We start from the raw sequence: 18782 nt of genomic DNA, 5'->3' as shown, positions 1-18782 counted from the left end.
ACCTGGTGGCAAGCCATCACGGGGAACTGACGCTGGCGTGCAGCTTTATGGGCGGCGGGCGGGTGGATATCGTGCTGCCGGTGCCTTGAGAGCCATGCGCTTCAAGGGGGAAGCTGCAAGTTTTAACTTACCTTGAAGAAGGCGGTTTGGGTCGGTCGGTGTGCGACGGTCAAGCTCGCCACCACCTCGGGTGTCTGCGCCAGCAACTGTCCCTTCTTCCACACTTTTAATCGATTCGCCCGCAACCGGATGGCCTCCACCCCGTCCCGCGCCTGCAGCAGCACAAAACTCGCATCGCAGCCCGGTGCGATACCGTAGTTGTCGAGGTGCATCACCTTCGCGGCGTTGACCGTCACTGCATCAAAACAGTCACGAATGCCTTTCTGGCTGGTCATCTGCGCCACGTGCAGGCCCATGTGGGCGACTTCGAGCATGTCGCCGCTGCCCATGCCGTACCAGGGGTCCATCACGCAGTCGTGGCCGAAGGCGACGTTGACGCCGGCGGCCATGAGTTCGGGCACGCGGGTCATGCCGCGGCGTTTGGGGTAGGTGTCGTGGCGGCCTTGCAAGGTGATGTTGATCAGCGGGTTGGCGATGACGCTGACGCCGCTCTCGGCAATCAGCGGCAGCAGCTTGCTCACGTAATAGTTGTCCATGCTGTGCATGGACGTGCAATGGCTGCCGTTGACGCGGCCTTGTAGGCCCAGGCGTTGGGCCTCAAACGCCAGGGTTTCGATGTGGCGGCTCAGCGGATCATCCGACTCGTCGCAGTGCATGTCGGTGAGCAGCCCGCGCTCGGCGGCGATCTCGCACAGCAGCCTCACGCTGGCGGTGCCCTCGGCCATGGTGCGTTCGAAATGCGGGATGCCGCCGACCACGTCGACACCCTTGTCAAGCGCGCGTTTCAAATTCTCGACACCGCCTTGGCTGCGCAACACACCGTCCTGCGGGAAAGCGACGAGCTGCAGGTCGATATAAGGCGCGACCTGTTTCTTGACCTCCAGCAGCGCGTCCACCGCCAGCAGGCTGGCATCACTCGTGTCCACATGGCTGCGGATGGCGAGCAGGCCTTTGGCCACAGCCCAGTCGCAGTAGGTCAGGGCGCGTTCGATGATGGCTTCAGCCTTGAGTGAGGGTTTCAACTCGCCCCACACCGCAATGCCTTCGAGCAGGGTGCCGCTTTCATTGACGCGCGGCAGGCCGTAACTCAGCGTGGCGTCCATGTGGAAGTGCGGGTCCACAAAATGCGGGCTCAGCAAATAGCCGCCGGCGTCCACGGTCTCAAGCGCCTGCACGCCGGCGATCGGTCCATCGACGACTTCGGTGATCTTGCCGTTCAACACGGCGATCGACATGCCGGTACGGCCGTCGGGCAGGGAGGCGTTGATGATCAGCAGGTCCAGCATGTGTCAGCCTCGTGGTTGGATGCCGCAAACCGGCGACGAAGGCGCTATCGAATCAGGAGCTGCTTGCGCCCGCTGCATAGGGGCTGGAGGTCTATTTCGTGCCGAAGATACGGTCGCCGGCGTCTCCGAGGCCCGGCAGGATGTAGCCGTGGTCATTGAGCTCGCGGTCGATGGCGGCGGTGTAGATTGGCACGTCCGGGTGGGCTTTTTGCAGCGCGGCGATCCCTTCGGGGCAGGTCAGCAAGCAGACGAACTTGATCGACTTGGGGTTGAGCTCCTTCAGGCGCTCAACCGCAGCAATGGCCGAGTTGCCTGTCGCCAGCATCGGGTCGACGATGACGATGTCGCGCTCCTCCATGTCGTGCGGCATCTTGAAGTAGTACTCGACGGCGGTCAGGGTTTTCGGGTCGCGGTACAGACCGACGTGGCCGACACGCGCGCCCGGCACCACGCTGAGCATGCCTTCAAGAATGCCGTTGCCGGCGCGCAGGATGGACACAAACACCAGCTTTTTGCCGTCGATGACCTTGGAGATGGTTTTTTCAAGCGGGGTTTCGATTTCGATGTCCTGCATCGGCATGTCGCGCGTGACCTCGTAGGCCATCAGCATGCTGAGCTCGTTGAGCAGGGTGCGAAAGGTGTTGGTGGACGCGTCCTTGCGGCGCATCAGCGTGAGCTTGTGCTGCACCAGCGGGTGGTCGATCAGGTGGACTTTGTCGTTACGGGTGCTCATGTCTTGTCTTGCCTTTGATTCAAAATACGGTGCCGTCGCTCTGGATGTTCAGAGGCGGTTGGCCTTCATGCAATTGCTGCGCCAGCGCGCGGCCTGCCGCCCAGGTACCGCCTTCCAGCACACAGGCCAGTGGCATCTGTGCGGCGCTCAATCCTAACTGTTCGCGCACCCGCGGCGCGAGTTCGTCGAGCAGGGCCACCGTCAGCGCGCGCCATTCAACGATCAGCTCGTCGCCGGGGGCGTGCAGGCGCCCGGCCAGCGCCGGGTTCTTGAGCATCAGCACACCGGCATCAAGAAACAGGCCGCCGTTGCGGTATTCCGGCAGGCCGGTCAGCGCGTCCAGGCCCTGGACCTGCACGCCGGCCCACTCAAACGGTTCGAGCAGCGAATAGGTCAGCCACTGCGAGAGTTTGTGGAAGGGCATCCAGCCGCGGCTCGGGCCGTCGGCCTCTTGGCCAGCGGCCGGGTGGCGCCAGCAGTCGCCGAGTGGCTCGCCATCAAGCGCGTTCTGCGCGGGCCAGATGGGCGCCAGGCCGCTCAGCAGCAGCGACAACACATCGTGCGCCTGCACTGTGCCGCTGCCGGTGGACGCGAGGCGGTCGAACAGGTGGCCGGGCCGGCCGGGTTGGCCGAACACCGTCGGGTTGGCCTGCAGCGTCTGCCCCAGGCGCCGCAGCAGCGCGGCGCGGCCGTCGACGCCGATCAGCGGGTTGTCGGGGCCGACCTGAAACGCTGCAGCCAGGCGTTCTGGCGTGAGGGCCTGCAGGCCGGCGGCGTCGGCCTGCAGCGGCTGCGCCGGGTCGCTGGAAAACAGGCCGGCCATGAAGGCATGAAAACTCGCCACACCCAGGCCTTCGGAGCGGGTGAACTCCTGGGCCGGATGCTCGCCGATGGCGGCTTCGTGGTAACACCAACTGGGCCCGGCGCCAGCGTCGAGCAGCACGCTGACCAGCGCCAGGTCAATTTGCGCACGGGCGCGTTCAGCGGGGCCGATGGAACCCAAGGCAGTGTTGAGTTGCGCCAGCCGGTCCACGCCACCGGCCTCGAAATGCCGCCAGCGGCTGTGGTACGGAATCACCAGATCGGGGTAACGCGCGCGGGTGAGTTCAGCCACCAGCGCGGCGGCGGTCAGCATGGCGCCATCGTTGACCGCAAACCAGGTCGACTCGCCGCGGCGTGCACGCGCCAGCAGGGCCTGCGCCCGGCTGCGTATCGTTTTTGTGGAGCGTAATTCGGCTGTAGCCCCTGTCTGGCGGGCGTAAGCAGCTACTGAATCGATAGCGGTTTGGGGGTGGGTGGTGACAGCTTCAGGCATCCAGCCCCCGGCCTTTCGCTTTTTTGAGCTCTTCGGCCGTCGGCACCGCGCCGGGCGTGAAGTAGCCAGCCGCCATCTTGGCGTCCATCTCGACCTGGGCGTCGGCGGGAATCATGTGGTCGGGGATGTTGACGCGCTCGACCACCTCAATGCCGGCGGCCGTGATCGCGTCGTACTTCATGTTGCTCATGGAGACCAGCCGGTGGATCTTGCGTATGCCCAGCCAGTTCAGCACATCGGGCATCAGCTCCTGGAAACGCATGTCTTGCACCCCCGCTACACATTCGGTGCGGTTGAAGTACTGGTCAGCGGTGTCGCCGCCGACCTGGCGCTTGCGCGCGTTGTAGACCAGGAACTTGGTGACCTCACCGAGCGCCCGGCCTTCCTTGCGAAAGTAGGACACCAGACCGACACCGCCACGCTGCGCGCCCTGAATGCATTCTTCAATGGCATGGGTCAGGTAAGGGCGGCAGGTGCAGATGTCAGAGCCGAAAACGTCGGAGCCGTTGCATTCGTCATGCACGCGGGCGGTCAGTTCGATGTCGGGGTTGGCCAGGTCGCGTGGTTTGCCGAAGATGTAGGCGGTGAGCCCGCCTATGGGCGGCAAAAAGACCTCCAGGTCGCTGCGCGTCACCAGCTCGGGGTACATGCCGCCGGTTTCCTCGAACAAGACGCGGCGCAAATCGGTCTCGCTGCAGCCAAAACGCCGCGCCACTTCGGGCAGGTACCAGACCGGCTCGACCGCCACCTTGGTCACCATGGCCGCGCCGCCGGCGGTCAGGTATTTGCCGTCGGCCTTGAGCCGGCCGGACTGCAGCGCCTCGATCACCTCGGGCAGGATCACATGCGCCTGCGTCACGGCAATCGTCGGGCGGATGTCGTAGCCGGCTGCCAGTTCAGCCGCGAACACATCGGCCACGGTCGCGCCCCAGGGGTCCATCGCGACGATGCGTCCCGGTTCGCTCCATTGCGGGTAGGGGCCGATGATGTCGGTCGGCGAGGTGTTGGTCAGGTCGGCCTTGTGGCTGGCTGACAGCGCGCCCGACGCCACGGCCAGCGCGCGGTACACGCTGTAGGAGCCGCTGTGGGTGCCGATCACATTGCGGTGGCTGCGGTTGGTGGTGGTGCCTATGACCGGCCCGCGCTCGGTGGCGGTGGCAGCAGCCCAGTGGATCGGCAACGCGCCCTGACCGCCCGCGTGCGAGGTCAGCCGGATGTGGCGGGGGGAGGGACTCGAAGCGGTCGGTGCGCTGGTGGGCGGGGTGTCGGCAACCGTGTCAGAAGGCTTGGCAAGCTCGGCAGGCATAAAGGGAACCCTTCAAAAAATCGAATGTACCGACGACATCCGAGGCTTGCAAGGGCTGTGCCGGAAAAGCAACTGCCGGCGCAGATAAATCGCCGCGCGGGCGAGCGTTCAGCGCTTCTTGCCCCCCAGGATGCTCCCCAGCGCACCGCGCAAGACCTGACGCGCCAGGTTGCGGGCTTCGGACTTGAGCACCTGCTGCACCATGCCGTCGCGCTGGCCGCCGCGCGGGCCTTTGGAGCCAAACAACACGTCGCTCAGGCCGCCCATGAAGCCGCCGGAAGCTTCGGCTGCCTTGGCGGTTTCGGCCTGTGCAGCTTCGGTGCGGGCCTTCAGCATCTCGTAGGCTGACTCGGGATCTGTCGCTTTTTCATAAACCCCTGCCACAAGCGAACCGGCAATCAGGACATTGCGCTGCTGCGGCGTGATCGGGCCAATCTGGCTGCCGGGCGGCAGCACATAGGCGCGCTCGGTGATGCTGGGTCGGCCCTTGCTGTCGAGAAAACTCACCAGCGCCTCACCCACCGCCAGTTCGGTGATCGCGGTCTCGATGTCCAGGCCGGGTTTTTGCCGCATGGTCTGGGCCGTCGCCTTGACGGCCTTCTGGTCGCGCGGTGTGAAGGCGCGCAGCGCGTGCTGCACCCGGTTGCCAAGCTGGGCCAGCACCGAATCGGGAATGTCCAGCGGGTTCTGCGTGACGAAATAAACGCCGACGCCTTTGGATCGCACCAGCCGCACCACGAGTTCGATGCGTTCGATCAGCGCCTTGGGCGCCTCTTTGAACAGCAAGTGCGCCTCGTCGAAGAAAAACACCAGCTTGGGTTGGTCCGGGTCGCCGATCTCGGGCAACTGCTCAAACAGCTCCGACAACATCCAGAGCAAAAAGGTGGCGTACAGGCGCGGCGAGTTCATGAGTTTGTCGGCAGCCAGGATGTTGATGACACCCTTGCCGTCGACCGTCTGCATGAAGTCGCTGATGTTGAGCATGGGCTCGCCGAAGAACTTGTCGCCGCCCTGGGTTTCGATCTGCATCAAGCCGCGCTGGATCGCACCCACGCTGGCGGCGCTGATGTTGCCGTATTCGGTGGTGAACTTGCTGGCGTTGTCGCCCACATGCTGCAGCATGGCGCGCAGGTCTTTGAGGTCCAGCAGCAGCATGCCGGCGTCGTCGGCGATCTTGAAGACCAGGTTGATGACGCCGGCCTGGGTCTCGTTGAGGCCCAACATTCGGCCCAGCAGCAGCGGGCCCATGTCGGAGACGGTGGCGCGCACCGGGTGGCCCTGCTCGCCGAACACGTCCCACACTGTGGTGGGGCAGGCCAGCGGCTCCGGCTTGGTGATGCCACGATCTTTCAGCACGGCGCCCATCTTGTCGCCGATGTTTCCGGCCTGGCTGATACCGGCCAGGTCGCCCTTGACGTCGGCCATGAAAACCGGCACGCCGATTTTCGAGAAGTTTTCCGCCAGCGTCTGCAAGGTCACCGTCTTGCCGGTGCCGGTAGCGCCGGTGATCAGGCCGTGCCGGTTGGCCAGCGCTGGAAGCAGCTCACAGGTGGTGGAAGCGTTCCGGGCAATCAGAAAGGGCTCGGCCATGGGGTGTCCTGTAGTTGGAGGAAGCTCTGCACCACCCCTCGCGGTCCGTGACAGCCCGGGCTCAGGCGATCTGCGGCGTTGCCTTTCTTGCCAATAGTCATGCTATTGGCTGCAAAACGCGCCTGGCAGCTCATCCCGATCCGGACTGTACGAACTCGCGCGGAGCTGTGCAGAGCTCCCTAAAAGTAAAATACGGTTTGTAGATTAAATCAATTCCAAAGGATTTCCGTGGCCGGTCACAGTAAATGGGCGAATATTCAGCACCGCAAGGGGCGGCAGGACGAAAAACGCCAGCGGATCTGGACCCGTGTGATGCGTGAAATCATGGTCGCGGCCCGCATGGGCGGCGGCGACCTGGGTACCAACCCGCGGCTGCGGCTGGCGGTGGACAAGGCCAAGGCGGCCAACATGCCCAATGAAAACGTCAAATACGGCATTGCCAAGGCCACCGGCAGCCTGGAAGGGGTGCATTACGAGGAAGTGCGTTACGAAGGCTACGGCATCGGCGGCGCGGCCATCATCGTGGACTGCATGACCGACAACAAGGTGCGCACCGTGGCCGAGGTGCGGCATGCGTTTTCCAAACACGGCGGCAACATGGGCACCGAAGGCTCGGTGGCTTTCCAGTTCAAACACTGCGGCCAGCTGATTTTTGCGCCCGGCACCAGCGAAGACAAGATCATGGAAGTGGCGCTGGAGTCCGGCGCTGACGACGTGATCACCCACGAAGACGGCGCCATCGAGGTGCTGACGCCCTACACGGCGTTCGAGACTGTCAAGAATGCGCTCGAAGCGGCTGGCCTGACGCCCGAGGTGGCCGAAGTCACCATGCGTGCTGACAACATGATCGAAATGGCAGGCACAGAGGGCGAAAAAATGCAGCGCCTGCTGGACGTGCTGGAGGACCTGGACGATACCCAGGACGTTTTCCACAATGCAGCCATTTCGGAATAAGAAAATCAAACCAATGAAAGTTCCCGCATGAAAGTTTTAGTGGTGGGCGGCGGTGGCCGTGAACATGCGCTGGCCTGGAAGCTCGCCCAGTCTCCCAAGGTGCAGGCGGTGTACGTTGCGCCGGGCAACGGCGGAACGGCGCTGGACGCCAGGCTGGAAAACATCGCCATCACCGATGTGAAGGCATTGCGTGAATGGGCGCTTGCTGAAAAGATCGCACTGACCGTGGTTGGCCCCGAGCAGCCGCTGGCGGCCGGCATTGTTGACGAGTTCCGTCTGCACGGCCTGCGGGTGTTCGGCCCGACCAAAGCTGCCGCACAACTGGAAAGCTCGAAGGCGTTTTCCAAGGCCTTCATGAAGCGCCACGGTATTCCGACGGCCGAGTACGAGACCTTCACCGATGCCACGGCAGCCCATGCCTATGTGGACGAAAAGGGCGCGCCGATTGTGGTCAAGGCCGACGGCCTGGCCGCCGGCAAGGGCGTGGTGGTGGCCGTGAGCCTGCACGAAGCGCACGAAGCGATTGAATTCATGCTGGCGCCCGACCCCAGCTTCAACCCGCTGGGCGTGACGCACAATGCCGGCGGCGCGCGTGTGGTGATCGAGGAGTTTTTGCACGGCGAGGAAGCCAGCTTCATCGTGATGTGCGACGGCAAAAACGTGGCGGCGATGGCGACCAGCCAGGACCACAAACGCCTGCTTGACGGCGACCAGGGCCCGAACACCGGCGGCATGGGTGCCTACTCGCCGGCGCCGGTGGTCACACCCACGGTGCATGCCCGCGCCATGCGCGAGATCATCCTGCCGACCATCAGGGGCATGGAAAAAGACGGCATTCCCTTCACCGGTTTCCTGTACGCCGGCCTCATGATCACGCCCGACGGCAAGGTCAAAACCCTGGAGTTCAACTGCCGCATGGGTGACCCCGAGACCCAGCCCATCATGATGCGGCTCAAGTCGGACCTGTTCGACGTAATGATGGCGGCGACCTCCGGCAAGCTCGACGAGGTCGAGCTCGAATGGGACCGCCGTGTGGCGCTCGGTGTGGTCATGGCCGCGCACGGCTACCCGCTGCAGCCGCGCAAGGGTGATGTGATCACCGGCCTGCCGCCGGTCAACACGTCCGGCGCTGACGACACGGTGGTGTTTCATGCCGGCACGGCCACCGCTGAGGGCGGCGCCAAAGGCAGCGTGCTGAGCTCGGGCGGGCGCGTGTTGTGTGTCACGGCGCTGGCCAGTTCGGTGAAAGAGGCGCAGCACCAGGCTTACGAGACCGCCAGGACCATCCATTTTGACGGCGCGCAATACCGCAAGGACATCGGATTCCGGGCGATCAAGCCCTGATGGGCATGGATTGCCAGCCGTCGCAGTCTTGGTCGGTCCAACTGCTTCCTGGCACTGTCGCCACTCCCTCTTTTCGTCGGCTCACATTCCAGTGAAATGAAGACCATGACAGACACCTCCCACGTTCGCAGTTACCTGCTGGCGCTGCAGCAGCGCATCACCGCCAGCATCGCCGCCATCGACGGCGGGGTGTTTGCTGTTGATCCCTGGCAGAAGGCGCCGGACGAGCCGCTGCAGGGCAATGGCACCACCATGATCCTGGAAGGGGGCCAGGTGTTCGAACGCGCCGGCTGCGGCTTCTCGCACGTGCGCGGCCCGCGGCTGCCGCCTTCGGCGACGCAGCACCGGCCCGAACTGGCCGGCGCGCCATTTGAAGCGCTGGGCGTGTCGCTGGTGTTTCACCCGCGCAACCCCTACGTGCCGACGGTGCACATGAACGTGCGCATGTTGATCGCCACGCCGGCGTCGGGCGCGCCAGTGTCCTGGTTTGGCGGTGGCATGGACCTGACGCCGTATTACGGATTTGAAGAGGACGCGCGTCACTTCCACCAGACCTGCAGCGACGCGCTGGCGCCGTTCGGCGAGGACAAGTACCCGCGCTTCAAGACCTGGTGTGACGAGTATTTCTACCTGAAACACCGCGATGAGCAGCGCGGCATCGGCGGCGTGTTTTTTGATGACTTCCAGGAACTGGGCTTTGACGGCAGCCTGGCCATGATGCAATCGGTCGCCGATGCCTTCCTGCCGGCTTACCTGCCTGTCGTCGAACGCCGCAAGGCCATGGCGTATGGCGAGCGTGAGCGTGATTTCCAGCTTTACCGTCGTGGCCGCTACGTCGAATTCAACCTGGTGTGGGACCGTGGCACCCATTTCGGCCTGCAGTCGGGCGGGCGCACCGAGTCCATCCTGATGTCGATGCCGCCGCTGGTCAGCTGGTCCTACCAGCGCGCAGTAGAAGCCGGGTCGGCGGAAGATCGGCTTTACAAGGCGTTTTTGATACGGCGGGACTGGCTTTGAGCGAACCGGCTGCCAGCGCGCGGCGCATCGGCATGTTTGGCGGCTCTTTTGACCCGCCACATGTGGCCCATGTCGCGCTGGCCAGTGCAGCCGTCGCCCAACTGCAGCTCGATGCTCTATTGGTCATTCCGACCGGGCAGGCCTGGTACAAGGAGAGGGCGCTCAGCGCTCCGGAACACCGGCTGGCCATGAGCCAACTGGCGTTTGACGGGCTGGCGCGGGTGCAGGTCGATCCGCGCGAACTCCAGCGCGCCGGACCGAGCTTCACCATCGACACGCTGGAGGCGCTGCAGGTCGAAAACCCCGGTGCCCAGCTCTACCTGATCATCGGCAAAGACCAGTTTGCGGCGCTGAAAAGCTGGCACCGCTGGGAAGACCTGCTCCAGATAGCTATAATTTGTATAGCAGACCGTACAGACCCGACATGGGCTGAGGCCGGATTTAACCCCAAAATCCGGCTTTTGCGACCGCTTGTACACCTGCAATTGCCCCTGATGCCCCTCAGTGCCACCGATATCCGGCGGCAAATCACTGCGGGCACTGCAACGCCGCAAGGCCTGGTCCGGCTGGTTCCCGAGGCCGTTGCGCGTTATATTGAGCGCCATCGTCTCTATATTTCGCCCTGATTCGACCCCTTTATTTTTATTGAAGCCCACACTGCATGACCTCCACCCCCGCCAACACCACCGCTGCCAAAAAAGACGTCCAGAAACTGCAGCGAGCCATCATTGATGGGCTGGAAGATGTGAAAGGGGTAGACATCCAGGTGTTTGACACGGAACACATCACTTCACTGTTCGAACGCGTGATCATCGCTTCGGGCACCTCCAACCGGCAAACCAAGGCATTGGCCGCCAGTGTGCGTGATGCCGTGCGTGACGCCGGTTTCTCCAAGCCGCGCATTGAGGGCGAAGAAAACGGCGAGTGGATCATCGTGGATTGCGGCGCCGCCGTGGCACACATCATGCAGCCGACCATCCGCCAGTATTACCACCTCGAAGAGTTGTGGGGCGACAAGCCGGTCAAGCTCAAGCTTGGTGCGCCGGCGCCGCTGGTCAAGGCTTCCAAACCTGAGCCCGAAGAGGTGGCCAAGCCGGCGAAAGGCCGCGCAACCGGCAAGCCCGCAGCCAAATCGGCGAAGCCGCCTGCAAAAGTGGCAGCCAAACCCGCCGCGAAGAAAACTGCCCGCACCGATGACGGCACCTATGTCGGCCGTGTCGGCAAGACCAATGACTGGACGGCCAAACGGAACGCCGCCGCTCCGGTGACCGAGCCGGCTGCCAAACCGGTCGCGAAGAAAACAGCGGCAAAGACGCCAATCGTCAAGATTCCCGCCACCAAAAAAGTGGCAGCCAGGAAAACGACCGCTAAAACGGCGGCCAAATCCGCCGCCAAAAAACCAGCCGCTCGCAAGACCTCCACCCGGAGCCAATGAGGCTGACAATTGTTGCCGTCGGCCAGAAGGTGCCCGACTGGGCGCAGACCGCTTACGACGACTACGCCAAACGCTTTCCGCCGGAACTGAAGGTCGAACTCAAGGCCGTCAAGACCGAGCCGCGCGCATCCAAGACTTTGGACACCCTGCTGGCCGCCGAGCGCCAGCGGATTGAAGGTGTGATTCCCAAAGGCACACGGATCGTGGCGCTGGACGAACGTGGTACGGCCGTGACCACGGTGGCGTTGTCGGCCCGGCTCACAGGTTGGCAATTGGGCGGCGACGACGTGGCCATCGTGATTGGCGGGCCAGATGGCCTGGATCCGGGTTTCAAGCAAGCCGCGCACGAGCGTTTGCGCCTGTCGGACCTGACCCTGCCGCACGCCATGGTGCGTGTGCTGCTGATCGAGCAGCTGTACCGCGCCTGGAGCATCACGGTGAATCATCCCTATCATCGAGAATGATGACAAGTAGAGTGTCATCCCGGACTCGATCCGGGATTCATGCCTCGCAAAAAGTGAGGTCACGGGCTCGCCACGATGGATCCCGGCTCAGAGGCCGGGATGACAGCCTGGTTTCATTGATCCTCCCCCATGACTGACTTTATCTACCTCGCCTCTCAAAGCCCGCGCCGCCGCCAATTGCTGCAACAGTTGAGTGTTGATTGCCAGTTGCTGCTGCCAGATGCCGCTGAAGACAGCGAGGCGCTGGAGGTGGTGCTTTCAGGCGAGTCGCCCACCGCCTATGTGCAGCGCGTGACGCAGCTCAAGCTCGACGCTGCCGTCGCCCGCTTGAAAAATCGCGGCTTGCCGCCCGCGCCCGTCTTGTGTTCAGACACCACGGTGGCGCTGGGTCGGTGCATCTATGGCAAGCCGGCCGATGAAACCGATGCTGCGCGTATGCTCGGTGAGCTGGCGGGCACCACGCACCGGGTATTGACTGCGGTCGCGGTGCAGTCCGGGCGCAAGCGCCTGCAGGCCCTGAGCGTCTCCCGCGTGACCTTCACACCCATGACCCCGGCGCAGATCCGCGCCTACGTGGCCTCGGGTGAACCCATGGGCAAGGCCGGCGCCTATGCGGTGCAGGGCAGGGCGGCCATGTTCATCCGTCATATCAGCGGCAGTTATTCGGGCATCATGGGTTTGCCCCTGCATGAAACGGGCGGATTGCTGCGCGCAGCCGGCTTGAAAATATAGAGACAACAGATGCAACAAGACATCCTGATCAACTGGTCCCCCCAGGAAACCCGCGTGGCGGTGGTCGAATACGGCGCGGTGCAGGAATTGCACGTGGAGCGCACGCTGGAGCGCGGTCTAGTCGGCAACGTCTACCTTGGCAAGGTGGTGCGGGTGCTGCCGGGCATGCAGTCGGCCTTTATCGACATCGGCCTGGAGCGCGCGGCGTTTTTGCATGTGGCCGACCTCATGAGCAGCATCGCCAGCCGCCATGCCGACAACGACGGCGCGTCCAGCCCGGCGGCCCCACGGCCGATCGAAAAGCAGCTGTTCGAGGGCCAGGCCATGATGGTGCAGGTGCTCAAGGACCCGATAGGCACCAAGGGCGCCCGGCTGACCGCACAGGTCAGCATTGCCGGCCGGTTGCTGGTGTTTCTGCCGCAGGACAATCACATCGGTGTGTCGCAGAAAATTCCGTCGGCACAACGCGAGGAACTGCGCCAGCGACTGCAGGCCCTGACCGGCGACATGGGTGGTGGTTTCATCCTGCGTACCAATGGCGAGGACGCGACCGACGCGGAGCTCGGCGAAGACATCGCTTATTTGCGCAAGACCTGGGCCCGCATCAAGGATGCCGCGCTCCGGCTGCCGCCGACGTCGGTGTTGCACCAGGATCTGAGTCTGCTGCAACGCGTGCTGCGCGACATGGTGGTGGAAAACACGCTGAGCATACGCATTGATTCGCGCGAGCAGTTCGACCAGCTCAAGCTGTTTGCCACGGAGTTCATGCCTGCCACCCTGCAACGGCTGCAACTGCACAGTGGCGAGCGGCCGATTTTTGACCTGTTCAATATCGATGAGGAAATTGCCAAGGCCCTGGGCCGGCGGGTGGATCTCAAATCCGGCGGTTACCTGATCATTGACCAGACCGAAGCGCTGACCACGGTGGACGTCAACACCGGCGGTTTTGTCGGCGCGCGCAATTTCGACGACACCATCTTCAAAACCAACCTTGAAGCCTCGCTGGCGATTGCCCGGCAACTGCGCCTGCGCAACCTCGGCGGCATCGTGATTGTCGACTTCATCGACATGGTGCAGGTCAGCCACCGCGACGCCGTGCTGGCCGAATTCCAGAAACAACTGGCGCGTGACCGCATCAAGACCCACGTCAATGGGTTTTCAGCGCTGGGTCTGCTGGAGATGACCCGCAAGCGAACCCGCGAGTCACTGGCGCATCAGTTGTGCGAGCCTTGTAGCGCCTGCATGGGAAAAGGCGTGGTCAAGACAGCACGCAGCGTCGGCTACGACATCCTGCGCGAAGTTCTGCGCGAAGCGCGCCAGTTCAACCCCCGCGAGTTCCGGGTGATTGCATCACCCAAGGTGATCGAACTGTTTCTCGATGAAGAAAGCCAGCACCTGGCTGGACTGAGCAATTTCATCGGCAAACCTATTTCGCTGCAGGCGGAAGCGGCGATGGCGCAGGAACAATACGATATTGTGTTGCTCTGAGTTGCTGCAAAAATAGCGTCCTGTATATGTCTGCCGCCGCCAGTTCATCGCCGTCCATTCCGATTCTGGTGTATCACCAGATCAGCGAAGCGCCACCCAGGGGGGCGCCATTTCGCGGCCTGTATGTGTCGCCCGCAGCCTTCTCGCGCCAGATGGCGCTGCTCAAACTGCTCGGGTACCAGGGCCTGTCCATGAGCGCCTTGCTGCCTTATCTGAAGGGTAAAAGAAGCGGCAAGGTGGTGGGTATCACCTTCGACGACGGTTATCTGAACAACCTCACGCAAGCGCTGCCGGTGCTGCAACGCCATGGCTTTTCCTCGACTTGTTATGCCGTCAGCAACTTGCTGGGTCAGACCAATGCCTGGGACCGCGAGATCGGGATCGCGCAGGTGCCGCTGATGGATGCCGCCCAGTTGCGACTGTGGGTGGCTGGCGGGCAGGAAGTGGGTTCGCACACGCAAAACCATGTGCGCCTGCTGCAAAGCGACGCACCGACGGCGTTGGGCGAGATGACGCAGGACAAGGCGGCACTTGAAGCCCTGCTGGCCACGCCGGTTCAGCACTTTTGCTACCCCTATGGCGAATACGCGCCGGAACATGTGCTTATGGCGCGTGAGGCCGGCTTCGAGACCGTCACCACCACGCGCCGGGGCCGCAGCACCATCAATGGCAATTTGCTGGAGTTGCCGCGTGTGCCCGTGGTGCGCTCGACCAGCCTGCCGGTGTTCTGGCTCAAAATCGCCACAGCCTACGAAGACCGGGAGCGCGCTTGAGCCCGGCTGCACCGCAACGGCTTCGTATTGCGGTGCTCAACCGTATTTTTGACAGCACGGGGGGCGGCGCAGAGCGGTATTCGATCGCGCTGGTCGAGCAACTGGCGCTGCACCATGATGTGCATGTGTTCGCGCAGCAGATCAATCACCATGCGCCTGGCGTGAGTTACCACCGTGTTTCGATGCCCATGCGCAAGCCGCGCTGGCTCAACCAGCTCTGGTACGCCTTTGCCACCTGGCGCGCCACCCGCACCGGTTTCGACATCGTGCATTCCCATGAAAACACCTGGCATGGCCAGGTGCAGACCGTGCATGTGGTGCCGGTCAGGCACAACCTGTTTCATGGACGAACCGGTGCGCGCCGTCTGCTGCGCTGGATCAAGGTGGTGAGCAGCCCCCGGCTGCTGACCTACCTTGGGCTGGAGCGACTGAGGTTCCAGCCTGAAAAAACACGACGCATCGTGGTGACCTCGGACAACCTGGGCCTGACGATGGCGGCGACCTATCCCGGCTCCCGCGCGATGACGACGGTGATCACGCCAGGTGTGACGCTCCCGGCGCTCCCCAACCAGGAGGACAGGCTGGCGGCCAGGATCGCGCTGGGCCTTCCGCCCGCCCGGTTTTGCCTGCTGTTTGTTGGTAACGATTACCGTAAAAAAGGGTTGGTCAATTTGCTTGAGGTCCTGGCGACGCTGCCTGAGCAGGTGGTGCTTGCCGTGGTCGGCAACCCTGCGCATATTCCCGAATTCAGGCGGCGAGCCGAGTCGCTCGGTGTCGTCGCCCGCGTGTTTTTTCTGGGTGCGCTGCAGGACGTAGCGCCGGCCTACCGTGCAGCAGACGCGCTGGTGCACCCGACACTCGAAGATACGTTTGCGATGGTGGTGCTGGAGGCCATGGCGCACAGCTTGCCGGTGGTGGTCAGCAGCGCGACCTACTGCGGTATCTCCGGCTTGCTGAGCCATGGCGTGAATGCGCTGCTGCTTGATGACCCGCGCAGTGCGCAGGAGCTGGGCGCAGCGCTACGGCTGATCTCCGGGGACGAGGGTTTGCGCCGGGCGTTTGGCAGGCAAGGGCGGCTTTTTGCGAGTCATTACCGTTGGGAAGACATCGCACGCCAGCAAGAGGCGGTGTACCTGTCGTCGCTGGCTGCCTCAAAAGCTGAGGCACGCACACTCAAGCGACCAGCTTGAAGTGTTTGCGGCTGAAGTCCAGCCCCGTCAGCAGTTCGATTCGCCGCATCAGGTGGTATTTGTTTTCCTTGCGGGTGGGCTGGTAGGCTGGATCAATCCGCAAGGCCTGCTCGGCCCCGGTGGCCAGCCACTCTTTTGCGACGGCGGGATGCGTGCCATGAAAAGACTCCAGCGCCCGCGCGTCAAACTGGCTGTAGTGCACTTCCATCTTGGTCGAACTCGCCCAGTATTTGCTGACCTGGTCGAGTTTTTTCTGCATGTCTTCGTTGCGACGGATCCAGCCGTAGTGAAAGATGTGTGCATTGGCCAGCGCGGCCTTGGGGTTGCGTGGTTTTTTGTGCTCGGTGGTGACCAGCCAGTACTGGCCGTCGGGCGCGTAGGAGCGAATGGTGTTGCGGATCAAGCGGCATTCGCGGCGGTACCAGCCAGGGCTGATCGAGACCCACTGCGCCGAGCCATAAAAGTGGCGGTAATCGAACACCAGTGCTTCCACTTCGGGGTTGGCGTGGTGCTTTTCGACGCTGGCGCGGATGGCGGGCAGGTCGTCTTCGTGCACCACCTCATCGCCTTCCAGGTAAAACGCCCAGTCGCCGGTGCATGCGTATTGGGCAATCATTTTTTGCTGGGCATACACAAAGCCCCGGTCGGCCATGCGTTCGTTCCAGACGGTTTCAATCACGCGAATTTTTGGGTCGCCGATGGCCAGCACGCGAGCCAATGTGTCGTCATTGCCGCGGCCGACGGCCACCACAAATTCGTCGACCAGCGGAAGCAGCGAGCGAATCGAAGCTTCAAAGGGAAAGCCCAGTTCAACACCGTTGCGGATGAAGGTGAAACCACTGATGGAAACTGTCATGAGAGTTGCATGGAGGCTGGATTTTTCGAGAGATCGGAATCGTACAGGCCCAGCCGGTACAGCCGGGCGTACGGGCCGTCGCGGGTGACCAGCTCGGCATGGGTGCCGGTCTCCACAATGCGGCCGGCGTCCATGACCACGATTCGGCTGGCATGTTGCACGGTGGACAGCCGGTGTGCGATGACCAGCGTTGTGCGGTTGTGCATCAGGCGTTGCAGCGCTTCCTGCACAGCACGCTCGGATTCGGTGTCCAGCGCCGAGGTGGCTTCGTCGAGGATCAGCACCGGCGCATCCTTGTAGAGCGCACGTGCAATGGCCAGGCGCTGACGCTGGCCGCCAGACAACTGCGTGGCATTGTGGCCGGCCAGGGTGTCCATGCCTTGCGGCAGATCGGCAACAAAACGCTCAAGGTTGGCGGCCTGCAGGCAGCGCTGCACACGTGCGCGGTCCAGCTCGGCGCCCAGCGACACATTCACCGCAATGCTGTCGTTGAGCATCACCACATGCTGGCTGACCAGCGCAAACTGGCTGCGCAGCGCATCTATCTGCCATTCACGCAGGTCATGGTCATCGAGTTCGATGGAACCGGACGTCGGCTCCACAAAACGCGGCAACAGATTGACCAGCGTGGTTTTACCCGCGCCGGACGCGCCTACCAGCGCCACGGTTTCACCGGGGTGGATGGTCAGACTTACCGAGTCCACTGCCGTCGCCCCCTCGTTTCCATAGGCCACGCGGGCGTTGATGAACCGGATGTGCCCGTCTGCCCGGAGCTTGAAAAAACTGCCGCCTTGTTCGTCAGGTGTTTTTTCCATCAGATCAAGCCCGCGCTCCAGCGCTGCCAGACCGCGTGTGATCGGGCTGGCGACCTCTGACAGGTGCTTGATGGGCGCCACCAGCATCAGCATGGCCGTCACAAAAGCCACAAACGAGCCGACCGAGGTACCGTCGGTCGCGCTTTGCACGAGGGCCACCGAAATCACGGCCGACAGGGCGACCGCCGCCAGCATCTGCGTGGTGGGGGTCATGGCGGCAGACGCGGCGATGGACTTCATGGACAAGCGCCGCAATGCATCACTGAGCTGCGCGAAACGCCTGGCCTGGTCACCCTGCGCCGCATGCAGTCGGATATCGCGGTGAGCCAGCACGTTTTCTTCCACCACATACGCCAGCGAATCGGTCGCACTCTGGCTGGCCTTGGTGAGCCGGTAAAGCCGGCTGGAGAGCACACGCATGACCCAGGCCACAGCCGGTATCAGCAGCGTCACGATCAGGGTCAGCTTCCAGTTCAGGTAGAGCAGATAACTCGACAGGGCCAGCAGGGTCAAGGTGTCGCGCGTCAGGCCCATGACCGAGTTGACCAGCATGGATGAGCCGTTTTGCACCTCATACACCACCGTGTTGGCAAGGGCGCTGGCCGACTGGCTCGAAAACAGGTCCAGCCGCGCCGACAGCAGCTTGCCGAACATGGCTTTGCGCAGTTCCAGCAAGCCCAGATTGGTGACCTTGGCCAGTGCAATCTGCGCCACAAACCCGGCAAAACCGCGCACCCCGAACAGCAGAATCAGCGACACCGGTATCACCCACAAATCAATGCCGCCTTTCTGGAAGCCCTTGTCGAGCAAAGGTTTGAGCAAGGCCGGCACCAGCGGTTCGGTGGCAGACGCGATCACGGTGGCGCCTATGGCGATCACCCAGGCGCTGCGGGACTGGTTGAAATACGGCCAGATGCGCCGCAGCCGTTGCCTGATGGGCGCTGGCGCAATCGATTCGCGGGCGGGAACGACGCCGCGTGTCAAGCGGAAACCCCGGACGCCGAAGCCGACCGCCCAGCCTGTGTTTGCATCCGCCCCGCATACACACGGGTAAAGTTCACTGCGATTTTTGGCATGGATGCTGCCCAGGGCCTGCTCACATTATTTATGCAAGTGCGAATATGGTTAAAACAGCGCCAATCCAGGCGCGCGACGACGCTCAGCCTGGGCGGCTGAGATAGGAGTGCAACAACGAGTGGCGTTGTTTTAACCATATTCCCTTCGGGTTGCGGCCAAAAAGGCCATGCGCAGCGTTGCAAAGCCTTGCCGGGCGCCAGCCCGGCTGCATTTTGCGCCTCACGCATGACCTTTTTGACTCGCAACGCATCTTGCATAAATAGTGGGAGCAGGCCCTTGAGGACCAT

Annotated in this window: 17 protein-coding genes; 10 read left to right on the top strand and 7 right to left on the bottom strand. The window is 63.0% G+C overall.

What is annotated here, in order from left to right:
* Positions 1 to 122 precede the first annotated feature (122 nt).
* The 5 genes from ACH2CW_RS11540 to ACH2CW_RS11520 form a co-directional block, all read right to left on the bottom strand.
* Positions 123 to 1406, bottom strand: coding sequence for an amidohydrolase family protein (locus ACH2CW_RS11540; protein WP_395058212.1), 1284 nt, complete (start codon positions 1404 to 1406; stop codon positions 123 to 125).
* A 91-nt stretch (positions 1407 to 1497) separates the two neighbouring features.
* Entirely contained in the window at positions 1498 to 2139 is a 642-nt protein-coding gene (upp, locus tag ACH2CW_RS11535) for a uracil phosphoribosyltransferase (RefSeq protein ID WP_395058210.1), read from the bottom strand.
* A gap of 19 nt (positions 2140 to 2158) precedes the next feature.
* On the bottom strand, positions 2159 to 3454 hold the full coding sequence (locus tag ACH2CW_RS11530; protein ID WP_395058208.1) for a URC4/urg3 family protein: 1296 nt from the start codon (positions 3452 to 3454) through the stop codon (positions 2159 to 2161).
* A complete protein-coding gene (locus ACH2CW_RS11525; protein WP_395058206.1) occupies positions 3447 to 4760 on the bottom strand; it encodes a GTP cyclohydrolase II in 1314 nt (437 codons plus the stop codon). The genes ACH2CW_RS11530 and ACH2CW_RS11525 overlap by 8 nt, the downstream gene beginning before the upstream one ends.
* Positions 4761 to 4868: 108 nt before the next feature.
* Positions 4869 to 6350, bottom strand: a complete 1482-nt coding sequence (locus tag ACH2CW_RS11520; protein ID WP_395058204.1) for a helicase HerA-like domain-containing protein — start codon at positions 6348 to 6350, stop codon at positions 4869 to 4871.
* 228 nt (positions 6351 to 6578) lie between these two features.
* On the opposite strand from ACH2CW_RS11520, the gene ACH2CW_RS11515 reads away from it, so the two are divergent.
* The 10 genes from ACH2CW_RS11515 to ACH2CW_RS11470 all read left to right on the top strand — a co-directional run bounded on the left by ACH2CW_RS11515 (position 6579) and on the right by ACH2CW_RS11470 (position 15747).
* The gene (locus ACH2CW_RS11515) at positions 6579 to 7304 is read left to right on the top strand and encodes a YebC/PmpR family DNA-binding transcriptional regulator (RefSeq protein WP_395058202.1); all 726 of its coding nucleotides are present in this window, start codon (positions 6579 to 6581) and stop codon (positions 7302 to 7304) included.
* 27 nt (positions 7305 to 7331) lie between these two features.
* The gene (purD, locus tag ACH2CW_RS11510) at positions 7332 to 8648 is read left to right on the top strand and encodes a phosphoribosylamine--glycine ligase (RefSeq protein WP_395058200.1); all 1317 of its coding nucleotides are present in this window, start codon (positions 7332 to 7334) and stop codon (positions 8646 to 8648) included.
* 105 nt (positions 8649 to 8753) lie between these two features.
* Complete coding sequence (gene hemF / locus ACH2CW_RS11505; RefSeq protein ID WP_395058198.1) at positions 8754 to 9665, top strand: oxygen-dependent coproporphyrinogen oxidase; 912 nt, start codon at positions 8754 to 8756, stop codon at positions 9663 to 9665.
* Positions 9666 to 9697: 32 nt separating this feature from the next.
* A complete protein-coding gene (gene nadD / locus ACH2CW_RS11500; protein ID WP_395058216.1) occupies positions 9698 to 10291 on the top strand; it encodes a nicotinate (nicotinamide) nucleotide adenylyltransferase in 594 nt (197 codons plus the stop codon).
* Between the two features lie 35 nt (positions 10292 to 10326).
* Positions 10327 to 11100 (top strand): ribosome silencing factor, encoded by a 774-nt coding sequence (gene rsfS / locus ACH2CW_RS11495; protein WP_395058196.1) that lies wholly within the window; start codon positions 10327 to 10329, stop codon positions 11098 to 11100.
* Complete coding sequence (rlmH, locus tag ACH2CW_RS11490) at positions 11097 to 11564, top strand: 23S rRNA (pseudouridine(1915)-N(3))-methyltransferase RlmH (RefSeq protein ID WP_395058194.1); 468 nt, start codon at positions 11097 to 11099, stop codon at positions 11562 to 11564. Before rsfS ends, rlmH begins: the two co-directional genes overlap by 4 nt.
* Positions 11565 to 11693: 129 nt before the next feature.
* Positions 11694 to 12296, top strand: a complete 603-nt coding sequence (locus ACH2CW_RS11485; protein WP_395058192.1) for a Maf family protein — start codon at positions 11694 to 11696, stop codon at positions 12294 to 12296.
* A gap of 9 nt (positions 12297 to 12305) precedes the next feature.
* Positions 12306 to 13784 carry a ribonuclease G gene (rng, locus tag ACH2CW_RS11480; RefSeq protein ID WP_395058190.1) on the top strand — a complete coding sequence of 493 codons (1479 nt, stop codon included), beginning with the start codon at positions 12306 to 12308 and terminating at the stop codon, positions 13782 to 13784.
* A gap of 26 nt (positions 13785 to 13810) precedes the next feature.
* The gene (locus ACH2CW_RS11475; protein ID WP_395058188.1) at positions 13811 to 14557 is read left to right on the top strand and encodes a polysaccharide deacetylase family protein; all 747 of its coding nucleotides are present in this window, start codon (positions 13811 to 13813) and stop codon (positions 14555 to 14557) included.
* The gene (locus ACH2CW_RS11470) at positions 14554 to 15747 is read left to right on the top strand and encodes a glycosyltransferase family 4 protein (RefSeq protein WP_395058186.1); all 1194 of its coding nucleotides are present in this window, start codon (positions 14554 to 14556) and stop codon (positions 15745 to 15747) included. The genes ACH2CW_RS11475 and ACH2CW_RS11470 overlap by 4 nt, the downstream gene beginning before the upstream one ends.
* Here the strand turns inward: ACH2CW_RS11470 and ACH2CW_RS11465 are convergent.
* Positions 15731 to 16603, bottom strand: a complete 873-nt coding sequence (locus ACH2CW_RS11465; protein WP_395058184.1) for a glycosyltransferase — start codon at positions 16601 to 16603, stop codon at positions 15731 to 15733. The genes ACH2CW_RS11470 and ACH2CW_RS11465 overlap by 17 nt on opposite strands.
* The gene (gene msbA, locus ACH2CW_RS11460) at positions 16600 to 18402 is read right to left on the bottom strand and encodes a lipid A export permease/ATP-binding protein MsbA (protein WP_395058182.1); all 1803 of its coding nucleotides are present in this window, start codon (positions 18400 to 18402) and stop codon (positions 16600 to 16602) included. Before msbA ends, ACH2CW_RS11465 begins: the two co-directional genes overlap by 4 nt.
* Between the last annotated feature and the right edge of the window lie 380 nt (positions 18403 to 18782).

It is taken from the genome of Polaromonas sp., assembly GCF_043778355.1.
Taxonomy (GTDB): Bacteria; Pseudomonadota; Gammaproteobacteria; order Burkholderiales; family Burkholderiaceae_C; genus Polaromonas.
The sequence above is the reverse complement of the archived record's forward strand: the minus strand, read 5'-3'. Positions and strand labels throughout refer to the sequence as shown.

What these genes read in the sequence shown, in the direction of transcription:
- ACH2CW_RS11540 (WP_395058212.1), bottom strand. Translation starts at nt 1,406, where the DNA reads ATGCTGGACCTGCTGATCATCAACGCCTCCCTGCCCGACGGCCGTACC.
- upp (WP_395058210.1), bottom strand. Translation starts at nt 2,139, where the DNA reads ATGAGCACCCGTAACGACAAAGTCCACCTGATCGACCACCCGCTGGTG.
- ACH2CW_RS11530 (WP_395058208.1), bottom strand. Translation starts at nt 3,454, where the DNA reads ATGCCTGAAGCTGTCACCACCCACCCCCAAACCGCTATCGATTCAGTA.
- ACH2CW_RS11525 (WP_395058206.1), bottom strand. Translation starts at nt 4,760, where the DNA reads ATGCCTGCCGAGCTTGCCAAGCCTTCTGACACGGTTGCCGACACCCCG.
- ACH2CW_RS11520 (WP_395058204.1), bottom strand. Translation starts at nt 6,350, where the DNA reads ATGGCCGAGCCCTTTCTGATTGCCCGGAACGCTTCCACCACCTGTGAG.
- purD (WP_395058200.1), top strand. Translation starts at nt 7,332, where the DNA reads ATGAAAGTTTTAGTGGTGGGCGGCGGTGGCCGTGAACATGCGCTGGCC.
- hemF (WP_395058198.1), top strand. Translation starts at nt 8,754, where the DNA reads ATGACAGACACCTCCCACGTTCGCAGTTACCTGCTGGCGCTGCAGCAG.
- nadD (WP_395058216.1), top strand. Translation starts at nt 9,698, where the DNA reads ATGTTTGGCGGCTCTTTTGACCCGCCACATGTGGCCCATGTCGCGCTG.
- rsfS (WP_395058196.1), top strand. Translation starts at nt 10,327, where the DNA reads ATGACCTCCACCCCCGCCAACACCACCGCTGCCAAAAAAGACGTCCAG.
- rlmH (WP_395058194.1), top strand. Translation starts at nt 11,097, where the DNA reads ATGAGGCTGACAATTGTTGCCGTCGGCCAGAAGGTGCCCGACTGGGCG.
- ACH2CW_RS11485 (WP_395058192.1), top strand. Translation starts at nt 11,694, where the DNA reads ATGACTGACTTTATCTACCTCGCCTCTCAAAGCCCGCGCCGCCGCCAA.
- rng (WP_395058190.1), top strand. Translation starts at nt 12,306, where the DNA reads ATGCAACAAGACATCCTGATCAACTGGTCCCCCCAGGAAACCCGCGTG.
- ACH2CW_RS11475 (WP_395058188.1), top strand. Translation starts at nt 13,811, where the DNA reads ATGTCTGCCGCCGCCAGTTCATCGCCGTCCATTCCGATTCTGGTGTAT.
- ACH2CW_RS11465 (WP_395058184.1), bottom strand. Translation starts at nt 16,603, where the DNA reads ATGACAGTTTCCATCAGTGGTTTCACCTTCATCCGCAACGGTGTTGAA.